The 23482-nt window shown below is 63.7% G+C and carries 23 protein-coding genes; 9 read left to right on the forward strand and 14 right to left on the reverse strand.

Going from position 1 to position 23482, the window contains the following annotated elements; all coding sequences use genetic code 11:
• Positions 1 to 95 precede the first annotated feature (95 nt).
• The 6 genes from D2N39_RS02530 to D2N39_RS02555 all read right to left on the reverse strand — a co-directional run bounded on the left by D2N39_RS02530 (position 96) and on the right by D2N39_RS02555 (position 4219).
• Positions 96 to 353, reverse strand: a complete 258-nt coding sequence (locus tag D2N39_RS02530) for a hypothetical protein (RefSeq protein ID WP_119133200.1) — start codon at positions 351 to 353, stop codon at positions 96 to 98.
• 337 nt (positions 354 to 690) lie between these two features.
• Positions 691 to 1086 carry a hypothetical protein gene (locus D2N39_RS02535; RefSeq protein ID WP_119133201.1) on the reverse strand — a complete coding sequence of 132 codons (396 nt, stop codon included), beginning with the start codon at positions 1084 to 1086 and terminating at the stop codon, positions 691 to 693.
• A 63-nt stretch (positions 1087 to 1149) separates the two neighbouring features.
• A complete protein-coding gene (locus D2N39_RS02540; RefSeq protein ID WP_119133350.1) occupies positions 1150 to 1290 on the reverse strand; it encodes a hypothetical protein in 141 nt (46 codons plus the stop codon).
• Positions 1291 to 1501: 211 nt separating this feature from the next.
• Positions 1502 to 1909 (reverse strand): DUF6497 family protein, encoded by a 408-nt coding sequence (locus D2N39_RS02545; protein ID WP_233557032.1) that lies wholly within the window; start codon positions 1907 to 1909, stop codon positions 1502 to 1504.
• Positions 1906 to 2667 (reverse strand): class I SAM-dependent methyltransferase, encoded by a 762-nt coding sequence (locus D2N39_RS02550; RefSeq protein ID WP_199725181.1) that lies wholly within the window; start codon positions 2665 to 2667, stop codon positions 1906 to 1908. Before D2N39_RS02550 ends, D2N39_RS02545 begins: the two co-directional genes overlap by 4 nt.
• Before the next feature lie 19 nt (positions 2668 to 2686).
• Positions 2687 to 4219 carry an acyl-CoA carboxylase subunit beta gene (locus D2N39_RS02555; RefSeq protein ID WP_119133202.1) on the reverse strand — a complete coding sequence of 511 codons (1533 nt, stop codon included), beginning with the start codon at positions 4217 to 4219 and terminating at the stop codon, positions 2687 to 2689.
• Positions 4220 to 4398: 179 nt separating this feature from the next.
• Between D2N39_RS02555 and D2N39_RS02560 the strand changes: the two genes are divergently transcribed.
• From D2N39_RS02560 to D2N39_RS02570, 3 genes are all read left to right on the forward strand, one after another.
• Positions 4399 to 4749 carry a DMT family protein gene (locus tag D2N39_RS02560; protein ID WP_119133203.1) on the forward strand — a complete coding sequence of 117 codons (351 nt, stop codon included), beginning with the start codon at positions 4399 to 4401 and terminating at the stop codon, positions 4747 to 4749.
• A gap of 71 nt (positions 4750 to 4820) precedes the next feature.
• On the forward strand, positions 4821 to 6038 hold the full coding sequence (locus D2N39_RS02565) for a multidrug effflux MFS transporter (protein ID WP_119133204.1): 1218 nt from the start codon (positions 4821 to 4823) through the stop codon (positions 6036 to 6038).
• 70 nt (positions 6039 to 6108) lie between these two features.
• The gene (locus D2N39_RS02570) at positions 6109 to 7506 is read left to right on the forward strand and encodes a helix-turn-helix domain-containing protein (protein WP_119133205.1); all 1398 of its coding nucleotides are present in this window, start codon (positions 6109 to 6111) and stop codon (positions 7504 to 7506) included.
• 60 nt (positions 7507 to 7566) lie between these two features.
• Here the strand turns inward: D2N39_RS02570 and D2N39_RS02575 are convergent, their stop codons facing one another.
• The 4 genes from D2N39_RS02575 to betI form a co-directional block, all read right to left on the reverse strand.
• Positions 7567 to 7803 carry a YdcH family protein gene (locus tag D2N39_RS02575; protein ID WP_119133206.1) on the reverse strand — a complete coding sequence of 79 codons (237 nt, stop codon included), beginning with the start codon at positions 7801 to 7803 and terminating at the stop codon, positions 7567 to 7569.
• A gap of 96 nt (positions 7804 to 7899) precedes the next feature.
• Positions 7900 to 9552 carry a choline dehydrogenase gene (gene betA / locus D2N39_RS02580; RefSeq protein ID WP_119133207.1) on the reverse strand — a complete coding sequence of 551 codons (1653 nt, stop codon included), beginning with the start codon at positions 9550 to 9552 and terminating at the stop codon, positions 7900 to 7902.
• A gap of 7 nt (positions 9553 to 9559) precedes the next feature.
• A complete protein-coding gene (gene betB / locus D2N39_RS02585) occupies positions 9560 to 11014 on the reverse strand; it encodes a betaine-aldehyde dehydrogenase (protein WP_119133352.1) in 1455 nt (484 codons plus the stop codon).
• Between the two features lie 15 nt (positions 11015 to 11029).
• Complete coding sequence (gene betI, locus D2N39_RS02590; protein WP_199725182.1) at positions 11030 to 11596, reverse strand: choline-binding transcriptional repressor BetI; 567 nt, start codon at positions 11594 to 11596, stop codon at positions 11030 to 11032.
• 115 nt (positions 11597 to 11711) lie between these two features.
• Between betI and D2N39_RS02595 the strand changes: the two genes are divergently transcribed.
• The 3 genes from D2N39_RS02595 to choV all read left to right on the forward strand — a co-directional run bounded on the left by D2N39_RS02595 (position 11712) and on the right by choV (position 14621).
• On the forward strand, positions 11712 to 12647 hold the full coding sequence (locus D2N39_RS02595; protein WP_119133208.1) for a choline ABC transporter substrate-binding protein: 936 nt from the start codon (positions 11712 to 11714) through the stop codon (positions 12645 to 12647).
• A gap of 79 nt (positions 12648 to 12726) precedes the next feature.
• Positions 12727 to 13563 (forward strand): choline ABC transporter permease subunit, encoded by an 837-nt coding sequence (choW, locus tag D2N39_RS02600; protein WP_456071328.1) that lies wholly within the window; start codon positions 12727 to 12729, stop codon positions 13561 to 13563.
• Positions 13560 to 14621, forward strand: coding sequence for a choline ABC transporter ATP-binding protein (choV, locus tag D2N39_RS02605; RefSeq protein WP_119133209.1), 1062 nt, complete (start codon positions 13560 to 13562; stop codon positions 14619 to 14621). The genes choW and choV overlap by 4 nt, the downstream gene beginning before the upstream one ends.
• On the opposite strand, the gene D2N39_RS02610 is transcribed toward choV, so the two are convergent.
• Both D2N39_RS02610 and topA read right to left on the reverse strand, forming a co-directional pair.
• Complete coding sequence (locus D2N39_RS02610; RefSeq protein WP_119133210.1) at positions 14618 to 15265, reverse strand: hypothetical protein; 648 nt, start codon at positions 15263 to 15265, stop codon at positions 14618 to 14620. The two genes, choV and D2N39_RS02610, sit on opposite strands and share 4 nt — an antisense overlap.
• Before the next feature lie 70 nt (positions 15266 to 15335).
• Positions 15336 to 18062 carry a type I DNA topoisomerase gene (gene topA, locus D2N39_RS02615; RefSeq protein ID WP_119133211.1) on the reverse strand — a complete coding sequence of 909 codons (2727 nt, stop codon included), beginning with the start codon at positions 18060 to 18062 and terminating at the stop codon, positions 15336 to 15338.
• 161 nt (positions 18063 to 18223) lie between these two features.
• Between topA and D2N39_RS02620 the strand changes: the two genes are divergently transcribed.
• Positions 18224 to 18652 carry a hypothetical protein gene (locus tag D2N39_RS02620; protein ID WP_147373434.1) on the forward strand — a complete coding sequence of 143 codons (429 nt, stop codon included), beginning with the start codon at positions 18224 to 18226 and terminating at the stop codon, positions 18650 to 18652.
• Positions 18653 to 18659: 7 nt separating this feature from the next.
• On the opposite strand, the gene dprA is transcribed toward D2N39_RS02620, so the two are convergent.
• Positions 18660 to 19811 carry a DNA-processing protein DprA gene (gene dprA, locus D2N39_RS02625; RefSeq protein WP_119133213.1) on the reverse strand — a complete coding sequence of 384 codons (1152 nt, stop codon included), beginning with the start codon at positions 19809 to 19811 and terminating at the stop codon, positions 18660 to 18662.
• 107 nt (positions 19812 to 19918) lie between these two features.
• On the opposite strand from dprA, the gene D2N39_RS02630 reads away from it, so the two are divergent.
• Positions 19919 to 20941: a GlxA family transcriptional regulator gene (locus tag D2N39_RS02630; RefSeq protein ID WP_119133214.1), complete on the forward strand. Its 1023-nt coding sequence runs from the start codon at positions 19919 to 19921 to the stop codon at positions 20939 to 20941.
• A gap of 6 nt (positions 20942 to 20947) precedes the next feature.
• Here D2N39_RS02630 and D2N39_RS02635 read toward each other — a convergent pair whose 3' ends face one another.
• Positions 20948 to 21925 (reverse strand): formylglycine-generating enzyme family protein, encoded by a 978-nt coding sequence (locus D2N39_RS02635; protein WP_119133215.1) that lies wholly within the window; start codon positions 21923 to 21925, stop codon positions 20948 to 20950.
• A 147-nt stretch (positions 21926 to 22072) separates the two neighbouring features.
• Between D2N39_RS02635 and D2N39_RS02640 the strand changes: the two genes are divergently transcribed.
• On the forward strand, positions 22073 to 23350 hold the full coding sequence (locus D2N39_RS02640; protein ID WP_119133216.1) for a 4-aminobutyrate--2-oxoglutarate transaminase: 1278 nt from the start codon (positions 22073 to 22075) through the stop codon (positions 23348 to 23350).
• Positions 23351 to 23482 lie beyond the last annotated feature (132 nt).

Here is a 23482-nt window from a genome sequence, read left to right on the forward strand (position 1 = left end):
AGCGTGCGCGACAGCCCAAAAACGAAGGGCCAGCCGGGGGATACCCCGACTGGCCCATGGTGACAGGTTCAGACGCCGCGAAAGCGGCGGTCAGATCAATAGCAGGGCGGCAACCCGGCAAGGCCGCAGGACGCACCCCCGGCCAGCGCGCCAAGCGCGGCCCCGGCGACCATGTTCTCGTCGGTCGCATCGGCAACGGCTGCACCAAGAACGGCGCCGGCGACGGCGCGGCCACCCTGGGTTTGCAGCGGGTTGGACGGCTGACCGTAATAGCCATTCGACGGCTGCGATTGCACGCAGCCTGCAACGGCCAGAACCAGCGCGCCGCTGGCGAGAAGGGAAGTGATACGCATGTTGCTCGGCCTCCTTGAGCCCTCTTGTTATGGCTCAAGTCTAGCGCAACGGCATGCCGCCACCAGCAGGGAAATGCAGGGGGAAAGGCACCACCGGCAAGGCCTTGCCGATGTCCGGCGACATAAAAAGACCGTCCGTCCCGCTTGGGGACGGACGGCCGAGATAGGGAAGGGTCGCAATCCTGGCAAGACGCCCGGTTACCGGCATGGCAGGGGATGGCCACGCCGACGGACCGAAGATGCGGCAGCCCATGGCGCGAGGCAAAGGCAAATGCGGACGCCGCCGCAGGTTGCGCGGAGATTTGCCGGAAAACCATGGGGTTGCGCGGAAACATGCTCAGTCGTCCTCTTCGTCCCAGTCATCGGGGTCGAAGGCGGGCGCATCTTCGGCAAAGATCTCGGGGAAGGAGGCCTGCGCGCGCTGCACGTCGATCCGCAAAAGCGCCTCGTAAGAAGCCGGATCGAACGGATCTTCCGCCGCGACGACCTCGCGCCCGAACAGCCAGCTCAGCCGCCCGGCGTCCAGATTGCCGCGTTCAAAGGGTTCCTCGCCGAAATAGCCCCAGAGGGCCGCCATGAAGGCGCTGTCCGCCGCCCGGTCAAGGTTCTTGCGGTCCTTGAACCGCTCGCGCCGGATGATCTTGGTCGCGCCTTCCTTCATATTGGCGCGGCGGATGGTGAACTGAAAGTCCGTTCCGGTCATGCGACCGGGAAAACCACGATGTTTCAGCATGTTGCGCCTCCCAGACCGGGGGCGCGGAAGGGGGCGGGCCGCTGCCCGCCCCGCGCCGGGGTCTTACTTGTATTTCCCGGTATAGACCGGCTCAGTCGTAAGCTGGGGCTCGTCCACATAGACGACTTCTTCCTGCTTGCCAGCGCAGGCCGCGACGAAGGCGACAGTGCACAGGGCAAAAACGATACGGACAGTGCTCGACATCCTCTTCTCCATTCTTGCGGGGCGACCATCTGGGAGGATTCCGCAGCGGCCCCCCGGTACGGGGTTGGAAACGCAGCTTCGCGTTTCCCCGCAATCATAGCCTGTTCAGAAGGCGCAAGACATCCGCGCGCCGCGAAAGCGGGCTGCTGTGACCGGGCTACATCATTCCGGGCAACGAATGAAGAACGCATCGCAAGATGTTGTATATACATCAATACATCTCCCAGATGCAGGCCCCGTCACGGATCGTGAAGGCTTCGAAGAACTGCGTCGCCTCCGGCGCGGTTTCGCCGAAGGGCACATTCATGTCGGAAAGCGAGATGATGACCTGCTGCGGCACCGGCCCGAAATCAGAAATGCGGGGCAGTGCAAAACTCTCGCACAGCGCCTGCATGTCGGTGGTGGCAGTATCGACATCCACACTGCCCCCCGCGCGCGCGATCTGCGGCGCCAGAAAGCGGAATCGCAGGGTCAGCCCATCGGGGCCCATCTCGTTCCAGATCACATCAAGCAGCGTCACCGGCTGCCCCGAGGGCACGGCGATAGGGCTGGCATCGCCCACCAGAACCACGGCGGGCGATACCTGCAATCCCGGCGTGCGGCTGTCAGGCAACGTCATTCCGCCTTCCCCTTCCGCAACAGGACGCGATGGTATTTCTGCGTTTCCGCAAGGGTTTCCACCTCACCAAATGCGGCAAGCTGAGCGCGCTGCACCTCGGCGCGCCCGGTGCGCAGATCAAACAACGCCGCACCGCCGGGGGCCAGGGCCTTGTCCAGAAACGGCAAATAGGGGTCCAGCGGATAGTGGAACCCGCAGGACAGGAAAGAGGCGGCACAATCGACGGGCCCGGCATCTTCCGGCGCCGTTTCGCGCGGGTTCAGCAAGGCAATCCGGCCGCCGTCGATACCGTTCGCTTCCAGCACCGCGCGGGCCGTGGCAAGGCTGGAATAGGCCGCGCCCTCTTTCGCAAAGCCAAACTGACGGCGTTCATTGCTTTCCAGATCAATCAGCAGCAGGTCGCAGCCGGTGTCCCGCGCCAGAAACAGATCGAACAGCGCATAGCCGCAGCCGATGTCGGCAAAGCGCTTCGGCGCGAGTTTTTGCAAAACCGGCGCAAGCAAACTGTATTCTGCAAATATCACCCCCGCCGCGCGATAGGCGATCTCTGCCCCCAGCGTATCAGCCGCCTCGGTGATCGGCCCCTCGTCACCGGCATTCCAAGCCTTGATCACCCGGCCACTGCGGGGCCAGTCAAACAGCACCTCGGAACGTTGCAGGATCAGATTGACAAGATCCTGCTGCCCGAAAGCAGACAGATCCAGCGCCCGGACTTCCGGTCGCTGTGCCTCTGCCTCTATGTCGATCTCACGCTGCATGACACCCCCTTACTTGTGGTTACAGGGGGATGTTATCGTGCTTCTTCCACGGGTTTGCCAGTTTCTTGCCGCGCAGAGAGGCAAAGGCCCGCGCCACACGCCGGCGTGTCGAATGCGGCATGATCACCTCGTCGATGAAACCACGCTCGGCCGCGACGAAGGGATTGGCGAAACGATCCTCGTAATCCTTGGTCCGCGCCGCGATCTTGTCCTTGTCGCCCAGCTCGCTGCGATAGAGAATCTCGGTCGCGCCCTTGGCGCCCATCACCGCGATTTCCGCCGTGGGCCAGGCATAGTTGAAATCGCCGCGCAGGTGTTTCGAGGCCATCACATCATAGGCCCCGCCATAGGCCTTGCGCGTGATCACCGTGACCTTCGGCACCGTCGCCTCGCCATAGGCGAACAGCAGCTTCGCGCCATGCTTGATGACGCCGCCATATTCCTGGCCGGTGCCCGGCAGGAAGCCGGGCACATCCACCAGCGTCAGGATCGGGATCTCGAACGCATCGCAGAAGCGCACGAAACGCGCCGCCTTGCGGCTGGAGTCGATGTCCAGACAGCCTGCCAGAACCATCGGCTGATTGGCAACCACACCCACAGTCTGCCCCTCGATACGGACAAAGCCGGTGATGATATTTGCCGCGTAATCCTTTTGAATCTCGTAGAAATCGCCTTCATCCGCGATTTTCTGGATCAGCTCTTTCATGTCGTAGGGCTGGTTCGGATTGTCGGGGATCAGCGTATCAAGGCTGTTTTCCACCCGCGACGGATCATCGAAGAACGGGCGCACCGGCGCCTTTTCGCGGTTGTTGAGCGGCAGGAAATCGACCAGACGCCGCACTTCGGCCAGCGCCTCGACATCGTTTTCAAACGCGCCATCAACCACACCGGATTTCTTGGCATGGGTCGAGGCACCACCCAGTTCCTCGGCGGTCACCACCTCGTTGGTCACCGTTTTCACCACATCCGGGCCGGTCACGAACATGTAGGAGGTGTCTTTCACCATGAAGATGAAGTCGGTCATCGCAGGGCTGTAGACCGCGCCGCCGGCGCAAGGACCCATGATGACGCTGATCTGCGGCACTACGCCCGAGGCCATGATATTGCGCTGGAATACTTCTGCATAACCGGCCAGAGAGGCCACGCCTTCCTGAATGCGGGCCCCGCCCGAATCGTTCAGCCCGATCACCGGGGCGCCATTCTGCACCGCCATATCCATGATCTTGCAGATCTTTTGCGCATGGGTTTCCGAAAGCGAGCCGCCGAAGACCGTGAAATCCTGCGAAAACACATAGACCTGACGACCGTTGACCGTGCCCCAGCCGGTGACCACGCCATCCCCTGCGGGACGGTCGGCTTCCATACCGAAATCGGTGCAGCGGTGACGGACAAACATGTCGAATTCCTCGAACGAGCCTTCGTCCAGCAGAAGTTCGATCCGTTCGCGCGCGGTCAGCTTGCCCTTGGCATGCTGCGCCTCGACCCGGCGGGCCCCACCCCCGGCACGCGCAGCATCACGGCGGGTTTCAAGCTCTTGCAGGATGTCTTTCATGGCGGTCCTCTCCCCGGGAATCGGCTGCAACATAAGCTTGCGTGACAGTTGCGTGAAACGAAATTGCGAAAATTTGCAAAATATTGGCAAGCATAGAACTGCAAATTGCAAACTCGCATCATCTTCCCGCCCGAGACCAAATCGCGTATGACCGGCCATCCCCTTTTCGGAGCCCGCCCATGCCCGCCCTGCCCGTCCCGCTTGTGACCATCGGCCTGCTTGTCGCCTCGAATGTCTTCATGACCTTCGCATGGTATGGCCATCTGAAGTTCAAGGATGCGGCAATGCCAACGGTCATCCTTGTCTCATGGGGAATCGCGCTCTTTGAATACATGCTGATGGTGCCTGCCAACCGCATTGGATACGGCCACTTTTCCGCGGCAGAGCTGAAGACGATTCAAGAGGTGGTCACGCTGGTCATCTTCGGCATCTTCTCGACCCTGTTCCTGAAGGAACCCTTGAGCTGGAACCACTTCGTAGGATTTTCCCTGATCGCAGGCGGGGCCTTCTTCATCTTCCACCGCTGGTAACAGGCCCGTCGCACAGCGGCCTGTGCATTCTTGCGATGGACAGCGCCGTCCCGCGCGCGTAGCCCTTGCATATGCAACTACCGCCCTCACGCTTTCTCGATCCGACGACACCGCCGAAGATCGTCACGCTGACCCTGCTTGCCGGGGTCTCGGCGCTGACCATGAACATTTTCCTGCCTTCGCTTCCGGGTATGGCGGAGTGGTTCGGCACCTCTTACGCGCTGATGCAATTGTCCGTGGCGCTGTATCTGGCGCTGTCGGCCGTGCTGCAAATCGCCATCGGCCCGATTTCCGACCGCTACGGCCGTCGCCGCGTCGTTCTGGCGGCGCTGGTCCTGTTTCTTCTGGCCACGGTCGGCACGCTGCTTGCCCCGGATGCCACGACATTCCTGATCTTCCGCATGGCGCAGGCGGTGGTCGCGGCCGGCATGGTGCTTTCACGCGCGATTGTGCGCGATATGGTCAGCGATGCCGAGGCGGCATCAATGATCGGCTATGTCACCATGGGGATGAGCCTTGTTCCGATGATCGGCCCGGTCATAGGCGGGGTTCTGGACGAATATTTCGGCTGGCACGCCAATTTCGGGCTGCTGCTGGTAGCGGGTATCGCCGTCACGGTGCTGTGCTGGCGCGATCTGGGCGAGACATCCACCCCGTCGGGGATGAGCTTTGCCGAACAGGCGCAACAATATCCGCGCCTGCTGCGCTCGCAACGGTTTTGGGGTTACTGCCTGTCGGCAGCCTTCGCCTCGGGCTGTTTCTTCGCCTATCTCGGCGGCGCCCCCTTTGTCGGGACCGAAGTTTTCGGCCTCTCCTCGTCCCGCATCGGCATCCTGTTCGCCCTTACAGCACTCGGATATGCAGGAGGCAATTTTTTTGCCGGACGCTATTCGGTGCGTGTCGGCATGAACCGCATGGTCTTGCTGGGCACGGTGATCACCACGCTGTCAACCGCCGTTCTTGCGGCGCTGTCGCTGATGGGATTGACGACCGCCTTCATCTTCTTCGGCCTGACACTGTTCATGGGGCTGGGTAACGGAATCTGCCTGCCGAACGCCAATGCCGGCATCCTCTCGGTCCGGCCCGAGCTTGCAGGCACGGCCTCGGGGCTGGGCGGTGCCTTCATCATCGGCGGGGGTGCGGCGCTGGCAGCGCTGGCCGGGATCTTGCTGCAGCCAGGATCGACCGAGCTGCCGCTTGTATTGCTGATCCTCGCATCCTCCGTTGCCTCGGTCCTTTCGATCCTCTGGGTGATGCGGCGGGCACGCGCGCTGGGCCTCTCCGGCTAGATTGCTTGACGACAGGCTTTGCAAAGCGCAAGTTTGCAAATATGCGAACCAGCGCAGCAGAGGAGAGCACATGTCCACGCAAAAGCTTTATGCCGGGGTAAAGCTGCGCGAATTGCGCGGCCGTCTGGGTGTGACCCAGAAGGTGTTTGCCGACAAGCTGGGTGTCTCGCTTCCCTATCTGAACCAGATGGAAAACAACCACCGTCCGGTTTCGGCAGCCGTGGTCCTGTCCCTTGTGCAGGAATTCGGTTTTGACGTGACCGAGCTGACAACCGGCGATGCCGAGCGTATCGTTTCGGACATGCGAGAGGCCCTGGCCGACCCGGTGTTCCAGAATGGCGGCCCGCCTCTGGCCGATCTGCGGCTGGCTGCCTCCAATGCGCCTGCGCTGGCGCGGGCGTTTCTCGACCTGCATCGCGCCTATCGCCAGACCCATGAGCGCCTGGCCTCTCTGGATGAGGCACTGGGACGCGAGGACGCGGCCCTGCGTCCTTCCCCGTGGGAGGAGGTGCGGGATTTCTTTCACTATTGCGACAATTACCTGGATGCGATCGACCGCGCTGCTGAACATTACGCTATGCCCGCAGGCATAAGAAAAGACCCGCTTTTCGTCGCGACGGATACGCTTTCCAAGGCGGGCGTCGAGTTGCATTTCTCCGACAGTTCGACACTTCGCCACTATGATGCGAAAGGTCATCGGCTGGAAATCTCGGGCCGTGCCTCAGGCCCGACGCAGCGGTTCCAGTTGCTGTATCAGGTCGCCCTGACCACACAGAACGACCTTCTAGAGGCCACGCTGGATCTGGCTCGCTTTGCCACACCTGAGGCGCGCGACATTGCCAAGATCGGCCTTGCAAATTATTTCGCCGGGGCGGCTTTGCTGCCCTACCGCGCGTTTCAGGCCGCCGCGATGGAAGAACGGCATGATCTGGAACGCCTTTCCGACCTGTTCGGCGCGTCGGTCGAACAGGTGTCACATCGTCTGTCCACGCTGCAAAGGCCGGGCGCGAAGGGCATTCCCTTCTTCTTTGTGCGCGTCGATCAGGCTGGAACCATCACGAAGCGGCATTCGGCCACGCGCCTGCAATTTGCCCGTTTCGGCGGTGCCTGCCCGCTTTGGAACGTGCATCGCGCCTTCGAGACACCGGGCCGTTTCCTAAGGCAACTGGCGGAAACGCCGGACGGTGTGCGCTATTTCTGCCTGTCCCGTGATGTCAGCAAACCGGGCGGCAGTTTCCATGCGCCGGTGCGGCGCTATGCCATCGGGCTGGGTTGCGAAGTGCAGCACGCCGATGCGCTGGTCTATGCCGACGGGCTGGACCTGCGCGGCAGATTCGAGCCGATCGGGATCTCCTGCCGGATTTGCGAACGCCGCGATTGCCACCAAAGATCGGTTCCACCGCTGGAACGCCGTCTGCGTGTCGATCCCGACCGCCGCGGAATCTTGCCCTATCAGATTGCGGAGTAGCAGGTTGCAAAGCAAAGGCCCAAGGTTTGCAAACCTTGGGCCCCGCCATTTCCTGTGAGATCAGGCGCTCAACCGCTGCCAGATCTCATCCTTCAGTGCCGCGCGTTTGCGGCGCAGTTCGGTTTCATGCGCCTCCGACAGCACCTCGACCCGGGTTTCAGCCCGGTGCACGGCGCGGTTGACCTCGTGATATTCATCCACCATGCGGGCGAAATGCGCATCGGTCTCTTTCAGAGCCGAAATCTTGCCCGCTTCTGCCGGAAATTCTTCGGCGAGTTCATGGGGGGTATTCGACATAGCCTGCGTCTCCTTCGTCGTTACCCAAGAACCCTAGCCGCCTGCCATGCGCGCGACCTTGACCCGGATCAAATCGCGCAAATGGCAGGCATGTTTTCAACGCTGGGCCCGCTGCCAGTCCGGGTTGATCCAGGGTTCAAGGTTCGACGGCGGCAACATCGCTCGGCCCAGAATATGATCCGCCGCCTTCTCGCCAGTCATGATTGACGGGCCGTTGAGATTGCCATTGGTCACCCGCGGGAAGATCGAACTGTCGGCCACGCGCAAGCCCTCAACCCCGATCACCCGGCATTCCGGGTCCACCACCGCACCCGGATCGCTGGCCGCCCCCATCCGCGCGGTGCCGCAAGGATGATAAGCACTTTCAACATGTTCACGGATGAAAGCGTTCAATTCATCATCAGATTGCACACCGGCGCCGGGCTGGATTTCGGATTTCAGATAGGGGGCGAAGGCCGACTGCCCGATGATCTCGCGTGTGAGGCGGATGCAGCGGCGGAAATCATCCCAGTCCGTTTCGTGGCTCATGTAGTTGAAGCGGATGCGCGGTGCCGCGCGCGGGTCAGAGGACCGCAGCGTGACATCCCCGCGCGAGGCGGAGCGCATCGGGCCAACATGTGTCTGAAAGCCATGCCCCTCGGCCGCCGCCTTGCCATCATAGCGAACGGCGATGGGCAGGAAGTGATACTGGATATCCGGATAGTCAACCCCGGCCTTCGAGCGGATGAAAGCGCAGCTTTCAAACTGGTTCGACGCGCCAAGCCCCCGCCCCGTCAACAGCCATTGCGCCCCGATCAGCGCCTTGCCCCAGATATTCCAGTATTTATACAGGGTCACCGGCTGGCTGGCTGCAAATTGCAAATATAGCTCAAGGTGATCTTGCAAATTCGCGCCGACACCCGGCCGGTCTGCCCAGACATGGATGCCATGCTCGCGCAAATGCGTCGCAGGGCCGACACCGGACAGCAGCAGCAGTTTCGGCGTATTGATCGACGAGGCCGCGAGAATGACTTCGCGCGCTGCGGGAATCACCACGATCCCGCCCTTCTGTTCAACCTCTACCCCGGTAGCACGGCCATTCTCGATCACCACGCGGCGGGCAAAGCCCTTTTCGACCTTTACCCGCCCGGTTTTCAGCGCAGGTTTCAGATAGGCATTGGCGGCCGACCAGCGCCGCCCGCGCCAGATCGTCGCCTCCATGGCGCCGAAACCTTCCTGCTGGCGGCCATTGTAGTCCTCGGTCACCGGATAACCCGCCTGCCGACCGGCCTCGATGAAGGCGTTGAACAATGGGTTGGCCCGCGGCCCTCGGGTAATGTGCAGCGGCCCATCGCTGCCGCGATAATCCGCCTCGCCGGTATCGCCGTGCCAGCTTTCCATCCGTTTGAAATAGGGCAGAACATCGGCATAGGACCAACCCGCCGCGCCCTGTTCCGCCCAGTGATCGAAGTCGCGCGCATGGCCGCGCACATAGACCATACCGTTGATCGAGGACGAGCCGCCGATGACCTTGCCGCGCGGCGTGGCCAGCACACGCCCCCCCAGATGTGGCTCCGGCTCGGTCTGGAAACCCCAGTCGTAGAGGCCCATGTTCATCGGATAGCTGAGCGCGGCGGGCATCTGGATGAAAGGCCCGGCGTCGGTGCCGCCGAATTCGATCAGGGTGACGCTGCGCCCGGCCTCGGCCAGTCGATAGGCCATGGCGCACCCGGCGGAGCCCGCCCCGACGATGACGTAATCGCTGCTCATCTTCGCCTCAATACGGAGCGTCGACGGGGCCCATGCCCACATAGACGGATTTCACTTGCGTGTAATGCTCGACTGCGGCGCGCGAATTTTCGCGCCCCACACCCGAAGATTTCACGCCACCGAAGGGGCCTTCCACCGGGGTCAGGTTATAGGCGTTGATCCAGCAGGTTCCCGCCTGAAGCTGAGCCACCACGCGGTGACCGCGCGCCAGATCGACGGTGAACACTCCGGCAGCGAGGCCGAATTCCGTGTCATTGGCACGGGTTATGACCTCATCTTCATCTTCGAAGTCGAGGATCGCCATCACCGGGCCAAACACCTCTTCCCGTGCCAGCGTCATGTCGTCAGTCACGTCGGCGAAGGCGGTTGGTTGGACATAGAAGCCGGTATTCAGGGTGGCGCGATCACCGCCACAGATCAGGCGGGCACCTTCAGCCTTTGCAATTTGCATATAGCCCAGCACTTTTTGCAACTGCACCTCCGATACCAGCGGACCGAGCTGGGTTTCCGGGTCCAGCGGATCACCCAGCCGGATGGCGGCGGTCCGCTCGGCCAGGCGCTGCAAGAAACGATCCTTGATGCCCTTCTGCACGAAGACACGGGTGCCGTTGGAACAGATCTGCCCGGTGGAATAGAAGTTCCCCAGCATGGCGGCGCCGATAGCGCTTTCGACATCGGCATCGTCAAAGACGATCAGCGGCGACTTGCCGCCAAGCTCCATCGTCACATGGCGGATGCCTTCAGCCGCCGCGGCGTAAACCTTGCGCCCCGTCGGCACAGAGCCGGTGAGCGAGACTTTCGCCACGCGCGGGTCGGTGACCAGCGCGCCGCCCACGGCGCCCCGCCCCTGCACCACGTTGAACAGCCCGGCGGGCAGACCGGCCTCCACCAGAATCTCGGCCAGTTTCAGCGCACCGAGCGGCGTCACCTCGGATGGCTTGAAGATCATCGCATTGCCAAGGCTCAGCGCCGGAGCGGCCTTCCAGCAGGCGATCTGGCTGGGGTAATTCCATGCACCGATGCCGACGCAGACGCCCAGCGGTTCGCGGATCGTGTAGACGAAATCACCGCCCAGCGGCACGGTCTCGCCGGTCACCGTCGGCGCCAGTCCGGCGAAATATTCCAGCGCATCGGCACCCGAAGGCCAGTCGGCCACGGTAGTTTCCTGCACCGGCTTGCCGGTATCCAGCGTTTCCAGCACCGAGAGTTCTTCATTACGGGCGCGGATCAGATCCACCGCGCGGCGCAGGATGCGGGCCCGTTCGACCGGGCGCGTGGCCCCCCAGGCTTTCTGTGCCTCCGCTGCCCCGGATAGCGCCGCCTCGATCACCGCAGGCGTCGCCTCATGCAGCACGGCGATCACCTCGCCCGTGGCCGGATAGACAACCTCGATCGCCGCACCCGCGGTATCCTCGACATAGTCACCATTGACGAAATGGCTGGCCTTCGGCTGTGCCCGCATGGTCATCCCCTTCATTTATTTGCGTTTCCCAAGTTCCGAGGCCACGAATTCCATCACCGTGGCCACGGCCGCGGCCGAATCCGGCGGCCCCTCCTTCAAAGCTTCGCGCAGATAGACCCCGTCGATCAGCGCTCCCAGCGCATCGGCCGCGCGATCTGCCCGCACGCCGACCAGCGGGCGCAGACAGCTCAGCAGATTCGACCGCAGCCGCCGCTGATAGACCGACAGCAGGCGCCGCGCCTCGGGCACGGTCTGCGCCAGAACATAGAAGTTCAGCCATGCCCCGACCGCCTCGCGGCGGAAGTTGCCGGGGCTGAAGCTCGCGCGCAGAATCGCCTGCAACCGCGCCTCTGGCCCGTCCACCGCCGCCAGCGCGCCGCGCACCTCGGCCCCGTAAAGCGACAGGATATGTCGCATCGCGGCAAGGAAGATGTCTTCCTTCGACCCGAAGTAATGATGCGCCAGCGCCGAGGACATCCCCGCCCGCTTGGCGATCTGGCTGACCGTCACATCCAGCGACCCGGCACGGCCCAGCTCCACGATGGTCGCTTTGACCAGCGCGGCCTTTCGGATAGGTTCCATCCCAAGCTTCGGCACGGCATTTCCCCAAAAAACACTTGCCAAACCGAGCTAGCGCGTTTTTTATTGATCCGTCAATCAACAAAAAACGCAACCACGCCAGACACAGGGAATCGACATGACCAAAATGAAATCCGCCCTTCTGGCCACCACGGTGGCCTTCGCCTTCGCCGGCACCGCCCATGCCGAAGGCTGCGACAAGGTGATCTTCTCGGATGTCGGCTGGACCGACATCACCGCCACCACCGCCGCCACCAGCGTCGTGCTGGAGGCTCTGGGCTATGAAACCGAAACCAAGCTGCTGTCGGTGCCGGTCACCTATACCGGCCTTGCGGGTGGCGATGTGGATGTGTTCCTCGGCAACTGGATGCCGACGATGGAAGCCGACATCGCCCCCTACCGCGAGGCGGGCACCGTCGAGACCGTGCGCACCAACCTTGAAGGCGCGAAATACACGCTGGCCACCAACGAGGCCGGCGCCGCGCTGGGGATCAAGGATTTCGCCGACATCGCCGCGCAGAAGGACGCGCTGGACGGCAAGATCTACGGCATCGAGCCGGGCAACGATGGCAACCGCCTGATCCTCGACATGATCGACAAGGATGCCTTCGGCCTGAAGGGGTTCGAGGTCATCGAAAGCTCGGAACAGGGGATGCTGGCCGAAGTGGCGCGCACCACGGGCGACCAGAAGCCGATCATCTTCCTCGGCTGGGAGCCCCATCCGATGAACGCCAATTTCAAGATGACCTATCTGACCGGCGGCGACGATTTCTTCGGCCCGAACCTCGGCGGCGCGACCGTGGCGACCAATGTCCGCAAGGGCTATGTCGCGGAATGCCCGAATACCGGCAAGCTGCTGCAAAACCTCGTCTTCTCGCTGCCGATGGAAAACGAGATCATGGGCGCGATCCTCGATGACGGCACCGACCCGAAAGAAGCGGCCTCGGCATGGCTGAAGGCCAACCCCGATACGCTGGGCCCCTGGCTTGACGGTGTGACCACCAAGGATGGTGGCGACGCCATGGCGGCGGTGAAATCGGCGCTGGGTCTCTAAAGACCGGCTGAGCCCCCTCCCCCGTCCACCCGGGCGGGGGAGGGTTTTCGCATGCGCCCGCAGGAAGGAAACGCGCCGGATGCTGGACTGGCTGACCGACAACAAGCTGCCGCTGGGCAAGCTGTCGAAGATTGCCTTCGAATGGATGAAAGTGAACCTCAAGCCCCTGTTCGACGTGATGGGGACGGTGATGGAGCGCCTGATCGACGCGATCCTCTGGGTTCTGCAAAGCCCGCCGCCGCTGGTGGTGATCGCCGCGTTCCTTGCACTGACATGGTATCTGCAAAGGTCGTGGAAAGTCGTGCTTTTCGTGGCGCTCGGCTTCGCCTTCATCCTCAATCAGGGCTACTGGAAGCCCACGACCGAAAGCCTGACGCTGGTGCTGTCGTCCTGTGTGGTCTGCATGGGGCTGGGTGTGCCGGTGGGCATCTGGGCGGCGCACCGTCCCAAGATCTACGCCGCGCTGACCCCGGTGCTGGACCTGATGCAGACGCTGCCGACCTTCGTTTACCTGATCCCGGCAATCGTGTTCTTTGGCATCGGCATGGTGCCCGGCCTGATTGCCACGGTGATCTTCGTGCTGCCCGCGCCAATCCGCATGACGCAACTGGGCATCTCCTCCACCCCGCAACCGCTGCTGGAAGCGGCCACCGCCTTTGGCGCCACCAAACGGCAGGTGCTGTGGAAAGTGGAACTGCCCTATGCTCTGCCGCAGATCATGGTCGGGCTGAACCAGACCATCATGCTGTCGCTGTCGATGGTGGTGATCGCGGCGCTGGTGGGCGCCAACGGGCTGGGTGTGCCGGTGGTGCGGGCGCTGAACTCGGTCAATACCGCGCTCGGGTTTGAAAGCGGCCTCGTCATCGTCGTCGTGGCCATCATGCTGGACCGCATGCTGAGGGTGACGCGCAAATGACCCGGACAACCGAACCTTCCAAAACTGCGGGTATCGCGGTCAAGTTCGACAATGTTTCCATTGTCTTTGGCGATCACCCCGATCAGGCGCTGCCGCTGATGGATCAGGGCCGTCACCGGGGCGAGATCCAGCAGGCCACCGGGCAGGTGCTGGGCGTGCACAATTGCAGCCTCGAGGTGGCCGAGGGCGAGATCCTCGTGTTGATGGGGCTGTCGGGGTCGGGCAAATCCACGCTGCTGCGCGCGGTCAATGCGCTGAACCCGGTCTGTCGCGGCGCGGTGCATGTCTGCGATGGCAACGGGCTGGTGGATGTGACCCATGCCGACCCGGCGACCCTGCGCCGCATCCGTCTCAGCCGTGTGGCCATGGTCTTCCAGCAATTCGGCCTGCTGCCCTGGCGCACGGTGCGCGAAAATGTCGGGCTGGGGCTGGAACTCGGCGGCATGTCCAAGGCGGACCGCGCCTCCCGCGTGGATCAGCAGCTTGAACTGGTCAACCTCACGCAATGGGCCGACCGCAAGGTGGGCGAGCTGTCGGGCGGCATGCAGCAGCGTGTGGGTCTGGCGCGCGCCTTTGCAACCGAAGCGCCGATCCTTCTGATGGACGAGCCGTTCTCGGCGCTGGACCCGTTGATCCGCGCCAAGTTGCAAGACGAACTGCTGGACCTGCAAGCGACGCTGAAACGCACCATCGTTTTCGTCAGTCACGATCTGGACGAGGCGTTCAAGCTGGGCAACCGCATCGCGCTGATGGAGGGTGGCCGCATCGTGCAATGCGGCACCGCACGCGAGATCATCGCCAATCCCGTCAGCGATTATGTCGCCGATTTCGTGGCGCATATGAACCCGCTCGGGGTATTGACGGCGCGTGACGTGATGGTCGCGGGCCCTGGCGGATCGGGCCTGTCGGTCGAGGCGGAAACCCCTGTCAAGGCCGTGATGGAAATGCTGCAAGGCGGGGCGACAGACATCACGGTCACCGATGGCGGGCAGCCCATCGGCAGGCTTCAGGCGACTGACGTGCTGTCCCGGCTGCTCAATCCGCGCGGGGCGGCCTAACCTTCCGACGGGGGCAGGCGGGTGAACGCGACCTGCCCCTGAGCGCCCATGACGTCGCGCAGGTTCATGGTCGTATCGTCAATATATTCCAGCTGCCAGCAGGCATCCGCCGCCGGATCGTCGCCATAACGGTAAAGGCTGATCGCCATGCCACCCGGTTCAACCCCGTCGGCGCAGGCTGGCCCGACCGCGATCATGAAGGCACCTTCCATCTCGCCGTTGACCATCTCCAGCCAGTCCATCCCTACGATCAGGATGGAAAACGGCGCCTCCTCGCCATTCGGCTGCCATTCGCCCTGCATCGCGCGCAGATTGCCGATGTTGATGTCTTCCTCCTCCGGCAGCGACAGCCCGGTCAGTGCCAGATCGGCCGAGGAATCCGCCAGTTCCGCATAGTCACCGGCAATTGTCACCGGCTCCAGCATCGGCAGCGATGTCAGCAAGTCGAACAAATCCGCCGGGGCATTGACCTGCGAGACCGCCCAGTTGAGCCCGGCTGCGTTGAAATAACAGATGGCAGGGATCGCCTCGGCATCACAACCGATGAAATAGCCCGGTGTCGGTTCCAGCGTTTCCGCTTCGGCCGCAGGGGCTGCCAAGGTCACGGCGAGGCAAGATCGGGCAAGGGCAGGCAACAGGCGCATGGACAGTCTCCCAACTCCTGCGCCATTGGCCCCTAAAGCCGGTGCCAGGTCAAGCCGTCACCGGCGGCCGTCATTCCGCTTTTGTGGCGGCCTTGCGGGCAGAGGTGCTGGACGCGGTTTTGGCCGCCGCAGCCTTGGTTGTGGTCGGCTTTTTCCGGGCGGCCGGTTTCTTCTCGGCAGGGGCTTTCTTTGGGGCCGCCTTCTTCGCCCCGCCCTTCTTGCCCGCCTTTTCCGCGATCAGCGCCAGAGCTTCGTCAAAGGTGATTGCCTCCGGCTCCATGCCCTTGGGCAGGGTCGCATTGACCTTTTCCCATTTCACATAAGGCCCATAGCGGCCCGGCATCACCGCGATGACGCCGCCGTCCGGGTGGTCGCCCAGTTCCTTGAGCGGTTGAGCGGGTGCACTGCCCCCCCGCCCGCGCGAGGCTTTCAGCGCCAACACCTCGACTGCACGGTTCATGCCAATGGTAAAGACCTCATCGACCTCGGGCAGATTGGCATAGGTGGTGTTGTGCTTCACATAGGGGCCGAAACGGCCGATTCCGGCCTCGACCAACGCCCCGTCCTCGGGGTGCGGGCCAATGGGGCGCGGCAGGTTCAAAAGCATCAGCGCGCGTTCCAGATCAATGCTTTCCGGCGACCAGCCCTTCGGCAGGCTGGCGCGCGGCGGCTTCGGGTTGGCCTCGTCCGCCTCGCCCTTCTGCACATAGGGGCCGAAGCGCCCGGCGCGCAGGGTGATCGGCTGGCCGTCCTCATCCTGCCCCAGAACCTTGCCATCCGGGGTGATCGCCCCGGAATCGTCGCCCACCGAAATCGGCCGCGTATAGCGGCATTCAGGGTAATTGCCACAACCGATGAAGGCGCCACCGGAGCGCGCGGTTTTCAGATGCAGCCGCCCAGAACCGCAGACCGGGCAGGATCGCGGATCGCCGCCATCGGCCCGCGCCGGGTAAAGATGCGGCGCAAGGAAGTCATCCAGCCGGTCCAGCACCTCACCGATGCGCAGATCAGCGGTTTCCGCAACGGCGGCCGAGAAATCGCGCCAGAACCGCGCCAGCACTTCCTTGTAATCGCGCTCGCCCGCCGACACATCGTCCAGCTCGCCCTCAAGCTCGGCGGTGAAATCATATTCCACATAGCGGCGGAAGAAATTGGTCAGGAAGGCCGTCACCAGCCGCCCCTTGTCTTCGGGGATCAGGCGGTTCTTGTCTTTCCGCACATATTCGCGGTCTTGGATGGTCGAGATGATCGAGGCATAGGTGGAGGGCCGGCCGATGCCCAGCTCTTCCATGCGCTTGACCAGCGTCGCCTCGGTATAGCGTGCCGAGGGCTGGGTGAAATGCTGCATCCCTTTCACCGCATCCGCCTTGCCCAGCATCATGTTCTGCGCACGGCGGATGTCGCCGCTGACAGGCGCCGGTTCGCCATCCGCAAAGACCGCCTTGGCAAAATCGGCACGATAGGCACCGGCAGCGGGTTTCACCGTCTCACCCTGCATGATCTGCGGCAGGCGGCCCTCGTCGTCGCCATCCTCGTCACGGCCCTCGTCATAGACCTTGAGGAAACCATCGAACATCACCACCTGCCCGTTGGCGCGCAGCGTAACCTGGCCGTCGGGGCTGGTCACGTCCACCGCTGTCCGTTCCAGCCGCGCCGCAGCCATCTGGCTGGCAATGGTGCGCTTCCAGATCAGATCGTAAAGCTTGCGTTGATCAGCCTCGGTCAGGCGCAGTTGTTCAGGCGCCGCAGACATGTCGGTCGGGCGGATACATTCGTGGGCTTCCTGCGCGTTCTTGGCCTTGTTTTTATACATGCGCGGGCTGTCCGGCACATATTCGGCACCAAAGCGATCCTTGATCTCGGCCCGCGCTGCCATTACCGCCTCGGGCGCCATGTCGATCCCGTCGGTCCGCATATAGGTGATATGCCCGGCCTCATAGAGCCGCTGCGCCGCCGACATCGTGGCCTTGGCGCCCATGCCGAACTTGCGGCTGGCCTCCTGTTGCAGGGTCGAGGTCATGAAGGGCGGAAAGGGGTTGCGGCTGGCGGGTTTCGATTCCACCGCCGCCACGCGCAACTCGCGCGATTGCACCGCCTGCACCGCTAGTTCGGCCGCTTCGGCGGTCGGGATGTCGAACTTGTCGAGCTTCCTGCCGCCCAGCACGGTCAGCTTCGCCTCGAAGCTCTGGCCGCGTGGCGTGTCGAGCATGGCAACCACGCTCCAGTATTCGCGGGCGCGGAAGGCCTCGATCTCCATCTCCCGCTCGACAATCAGCCGCAGGCAGACCGATTGCACCCGCCCCGCCGATTTCGCACCGGGCAGCTTGCGCCACAGCACCGGCGAGAGCGTGAAGCCCACCAGATAATCAAGCGCGCGTCGGGCCAGATAGGCATCGACCAGCGCGGCATCCACCTCGCGCGGGTTTTTCATCGCTTCGGTCACGGCGGCCTTGGTGATGGCGTTGAAGGTGACGCGGCTGACCTTCTTGCCCTTCTTCAGGCTGGAGGCCAGCGCCTCTTTCAGGTGCCACGAAATCGCCTCGCCCTCCCGGTCAGGGTCGGTGGCGAGGATCAGTTCGTCATCGGTTTTCAGCGCCTCGGCGATGGCCCGGACATGCTTCTTGCTGTCCGATGCGACCTCCCATTTCATGTCGAAATCATGCTCGGGATCGACCGAACCATCCTTTGGCGGCAGGTCACGGACATGACCATAGGAGGCCAGCACCGTATAGTCGGGGCCAAGATATTTGTTGATTGTCTTGGCCTTGGCCGGTGACTCGACGACGACGACTGCCATGAAAACCTCTTGCGCCCTGCACATTGGGGGCGCCGAAACATGTGTATGACCGGGCACCCATGTCAAGGCAGGGCCGTGTCGTCAAGCCCGCAATCAGGTTTGACGGAACCGTGAAGAGCGCGCAATCTGCGCCGGATTTCCCTCTGATCCGGCTGATTTCCATGCGCCTCGCCCTGATTCTGATGCTCTGCCTTGGCCTGCCGTCTCCCGCCGCTGCCTGGACCGAACCCGCGCGCGGCACCGCCGAACGCCGCGCCATGATGGACGCGATGCGCCCGCTGGCCGAAATGAACCTCGGCGCGCCGGTGGAATTCGTGGTGCACGGCTTGCGTGTCGATGGCCGCGCGGGTTTCGCCATGGTCAGCGCACAGCGGCCGGGCGGCGGCGAGATCGACCTCGCGCAGACCCCGCTGGTGCGGCAGCAGGGGCTGGACCCCGAATTCATGGATGGCGCGAGCATGCAGGCGCTTTTGTGGAAATCCGGCCAAAGCTGGGCGGTGGCGCATTGGGCCATCGGGGCCACCGATGTGTGGTGGGCCGATCCGGCGTTGTGTCCGCAATGGGGCGCTGTCACACCCGAAGTGTGCTGATCCCGCCTCACGCCCGACAGATCAGCCCGCCGGGCTGACGCAACACCTGCCCCTCCAGTTCCAGCGTCAGAAGCTGCGGCGCCACTTCATGCGCGGGCACCGCAAGATCGCGGATCAGCTGATCTTCTGCCACCGGGCTGGGCGACAGCCGTTCGAGAATCTTTCGATGCAGCGCCGCGATCTCGGCCAGCGGGCGCGGGGCGGGCGCAGGGCCCGGCAGCACACCGTCGGGTAGTGCGGCATGGCGGCGCGCGGCAGGCGTGGGCACCCGACCCAGCGCCTCGATCACATCTTCGGCCGAACGGACCAGCGTCGCCCCCTCGCGAATCAGCTGATTGCAGCCCGCCGCGCGGGCGTCGAAGGGATGGCCCGGCACCGCCAGCACCTCGCGCCCCTGATCCGCCGCCTCTTTCGCGGTGATCAGCGAGCCGGAGCGCGCCGCCGCCTCCACCACCACCACCGCGCGGGCAAGGCCCGAAACGATGCGATTCCGCAGCGGGAAATGCCGGGCCTGCGGTTCCGTGCCCATTGGTTGTTCCGACAGCAGCACCCCTTCTGCCGCGATCCGTGCCGCCAGACCGCCATTTTCCACCGGGTAGATCACGTCAACCCCGCCCGCCATCACCGCCACGGTGCCAGTGCCCAGCGCGGCGGAATGCGCCTCGCCATCAATGCCACGCGCTAGGCCGGAGACGACGATGAACCCCGCCTCGCCCAGCGCCCCCGCCAACCGCCGCGCCATGCGGATACCAAGGCTGGAGGCGTTGCGCGCGCCTACCAGCGCCACCATGGGCCGGGCCAGCAGCGCCGCATCCCCGCGCAGCCACAGGACCGGCGGTGCATCCGAAAGCCCCGCCAGATGCGCGGGGTAAGCAGCCTCGCCCAGACAGACCATGCGCGCGCCGGCGGCCCGCGCCGCCCGCATCTCGTGCAAAGCCACCTCCACCGGGCAGGCCGCGTAATCATTCACCCCCGCCGCGCGCGCCACATCGGGCAGCGCCGCGAGCGCGGCCTGCGCATCGCCATGTTCGGCCAGCAGCCGGTGAAAGGTCACCGGCCCGACCCTGCGGGAGCGAATGAGGCGCAGCCAGGACAGCCGATCCTGTTCCGTGAAGGGGTGTGTGGGGTGTGGGGTGTCACAGTCCGGTCCGGGCGCCATGATTCCGCTCCTCATTCGCAGCATCAGACTGGCCCGGAAAGGGTTAACCGGCGGTAAACATCAACCCGCCGCTTGCGACAAATCCCGCCTCGCGCTACGGCAATCTGATGAGCACCGATCAGACCGAGGATTCGCAGCGATACGTGGCGCGCGGCGTGGCACATGTCACGCTGCCGAAGGTGGTCGAGCCGGTGCATGTCACCTTCGTTCTGGCCCCGCGTTTCACCATGCTGGCCTTCACCTCGGCCATCGAGCCGCTGCGGGTGGCGAATCAGCTGACCGGGCAGATCCTGTTTCGCTGGCAGACCTTTTCCGAGGACGGCCAGCCGGTGCGCTGTTCAAACGGGGTGCCGGTGATGCCCGACGGGCCGCTGAGCGCCGCGCAGCCGCAGGGCCATGTGCTGATCTGCGGCGGTGTGCAGCCCGAAATCACCATGGGCGCAGCCCTGGGCGACTGGGTGCGTAATCAGTGGCGACGCGGCCGCACGGTGGGCGGGCTGTGCACCGGGGCCTATGCACTGGCGCGGGCGGGCATCCTGAAGGGGCGTCGCTTCACGTTGCATTGGGAAAACCTCAGCGGCTTTTCCGAAACCTTCCCCGATCTGACCCCGGCACGGCAGGTGTTCTGCCTTGACGACCGGATCGTGACCTGCGCGGGCGGCGTCGCGGCGGCCGACCTGATGCTGAAGCTGATCCACGACCGCTTTGGCGCCGGGCTGAGCCAGGAGGTCATGAACATGTGCCTGCTGACCCAGCGGCGCGACGAGGCGGACGAGCAGGTCACCTCGCTGGCGGCGCGGCTGGGCACGCGGAACGAAAAGCTGATCAAGGCGGTGGCCTTTCTGGAAGCGCGGATCGAGGAGGAATTCGATCTGGACGCCTGCGCCGACCACCTTGGCGTATCGCGGCGCCAGATCGAACGGCTGTTCAACCGCTATCTCGGTGTCACGCCGGTGCGCTACATGAATGACCTGCGGCTGCAACACGGTCGCGCCCTGCTGGCCGAAACCGACCTTAGCGTAACCGAAGTGGCCGTCGCCTGCGGCTATGCCTCCAGCAGCCATTTCTCGAAAAGTTTCCGCAAGAAATACGGCGTCTCGCCCTATCGCTTCTCGCATTTCCGGGCCTGACGCCGGTCAGAACTGCCGGACGAGACGGAAGCCAACCATATACCTGCGATATGTTTCGATGGCACCGCCACGCGCCGCGGGGCGGGCGTAATCCATGCCATGCGTGAAGGCGCCGCCGCGTCCGACCCGCTTGCATTCTTTCTGTGACAGCGCATTGGCCAAATAGGCACTGTCGCTGGCAAGGCCGAGGTGCCCGCCCTCAGTCCAGCAGGAGAGTGTCTTTTCGCTGACATTGCCTGACATGTGGCGCAGGCCCCAGCCGTTTGCAGCATCCAGTGCATCCACTTCGACCGGCGTGTCCCGCCAGGCGAACGTCGGAACAGTATTGCCGCGCATCCTGTCCTCGCCCTCGCCATTGAAATTGGCCTGATCCGTGGTCAGCTCGTCCCCCTTGGCAAAGCGGGTTTCGGTGCCCGCACGGGCGGCATATTCCCATTCCGCTTCAGTCGGCAGACGATAAACCTTCGCCCCGACCAGCCTATTCAGCCACAGCACATATTCTTGCATGTCGAGGTAAGAGATATTGATGACCGGATGCTTCGGGCCAAGCGGGATGTCGCGGCTGAGTGTCGGGGTCACATGTTTCGGCACGCGGGTGCAGGCACCGGCGTCCACGCATGCCATCCATTCGGCATGAGTGACCTCGTTACGGCCCATGGCGAAGGGAATGTCCATCTCGACCCGATGGCGCGGATGTTCGCCGGGGATGAAGGGTTCCTTGCCGGGGGGAAGCAGGCGGAGGGTCGCATTCGGGCGGAACATGTCAATCGGGTTACGCGAATCGCCGGGCTTTGCCCCCATCATGAAACTGCCGGGCGGCATCACGATCATCTCGGGGCAGGCATCGCATTCCCTGAAGGTTTCCAGCGGCGCGAGGCTGCGACCATCGGTCAGAAGATAGCCTTGTTGCCCCTGCCCCGCAGCCGGCAGGCAAGACGCCCAAAGACCCGGCGTGATGCACCACAATCCAGACCTGAAACCCATCGCCCCAACCCGTCATTCTGAAATCCGTTCGGGGCAGTATCCCCGTGCATCCCCGGATCACAAGACCTGCCGAATCCCATTGCCTGCGGTTGGGATATTTGATCAAATACGCCGCAACTCCCCTTAGGGCAGATGAGGACCAGAAAGATGAAGAATACCGAAGTGGCCAGCCGCCGGGACGAGGCGATTTCGCGCGGTGTGGGGATGCAGACCCAGATCTATGCCGACCGGGCGCTGAATGCCGAGGTCTGGGATGTCGAGGGCAACCGCTATATCGACTTTGCCGCTGGCATCGCGGTGGTCAATACCGGCCATTGCCATCCCAAGGTCATGGCGGCGGTGGCCGAACAGATGGGCCGCTTCACCCATACCTGTCATCAGGTCATGCCCTACGAGAACTACATCCGTCTTGCCGAGCGCCTGAACGAAAAGGTGCCGGGCGATTTCCGCAAGAAGACCATCTTCGTCACCACCGGCGCCGAAGCCTGCGAGAATGCGGTGAAAATCGCCCGTATCGCCACCGGCCGCGATGCGGTCATCGCCTTCGGCGGCGGCTTCCATGGCCGCACCTTCATGGGCATGGCGCTGACCGGCAAGGTGGAGCCCTACAAGAAGGGATTCGGCTCGATGATGCCGGGCGTATTCCATGTGCCCTTCCCGATGGATGTGCACGGGATTTCGGCCAAGGATGCGATGGCGGGGATCGAGAAGCTGTTCAAGGCCGATCTGGACCCGGCCCGCGTCGCCGCGATCATCTTCGAACCCGTGCAGGGCGAAGGCGGTTTCTACCCGGCGCCGACCGAACTGGTGAAGGCGATCCGCGCGCTTTGCGACAAGCATGGCATCGTGATGATCGCCGACGAGGTGCAGACCGGCTTTGCGCGCACCGGCCATCTGTTCGCCATGGAGGCGCATGGCGTCGCCGCCGACCTGACCACCATGGCCAAGGGTCTGGCGGGTGGCCTGCCGCTGGCGGCCGTGACCGGCAAGGCAGAGCTGATGGATGCCGCCAATCCCGGCGGTCTGGGCGGCACCTATGCGGGCAACCCGCTGGGCATCGCCGCCTCGCATGCCGTGCTGGACGTGATCGAGGAGGAAGACCTTTGCGCCCGCGCCAACGAACTGGGGTCGCGGCTGAAACAGAAGCTCGAATCGCTGCGCGCCACCACGCCCGAGATCGTGGACATCCGCGGCCCCGGCTTTATGGTGGCGGTGGAGTTTGCCAATCCCTCGACCAAGGAACCCGACGCAGGCTTCACCGGCCGGGTGCGGGCCGAGGCACAGAAGCGCGGGCTGATCCTGCTGACCTGTGGTGTTTACGGCAATGTGGTGCGGTTCCTTGCGCCGATCACCATTCCCGACGCGCATTTCGCCGAGGCGATGGAGATTCTGGAAGCCTCGGTCGCGGCGGCGCAACAGGGCTGAGCGGGGCTGGGGGCTCTGCCCCCGCGCCTTCGGCGCTCCCCCGGGATATTTATGGACAGAAAATGAAGGGGGGCCCCGTGCCCTCCTTTTTGCTCTGCCCTCCTTTTTCGTTGTGCGCGGCCGGGGTGGCGG

The sequence above is a fragment of the Gemmobacter lutimaris genome (assembly GCF_003570715.1).
Classification (GTDB): domain Bacteria; phylum Pseudomonadota; class Alphaproteobacteria; order Rhodobacterales; family Rhodobacteraceae; genus Gemmobacter; species Gemmobacter lutimaris.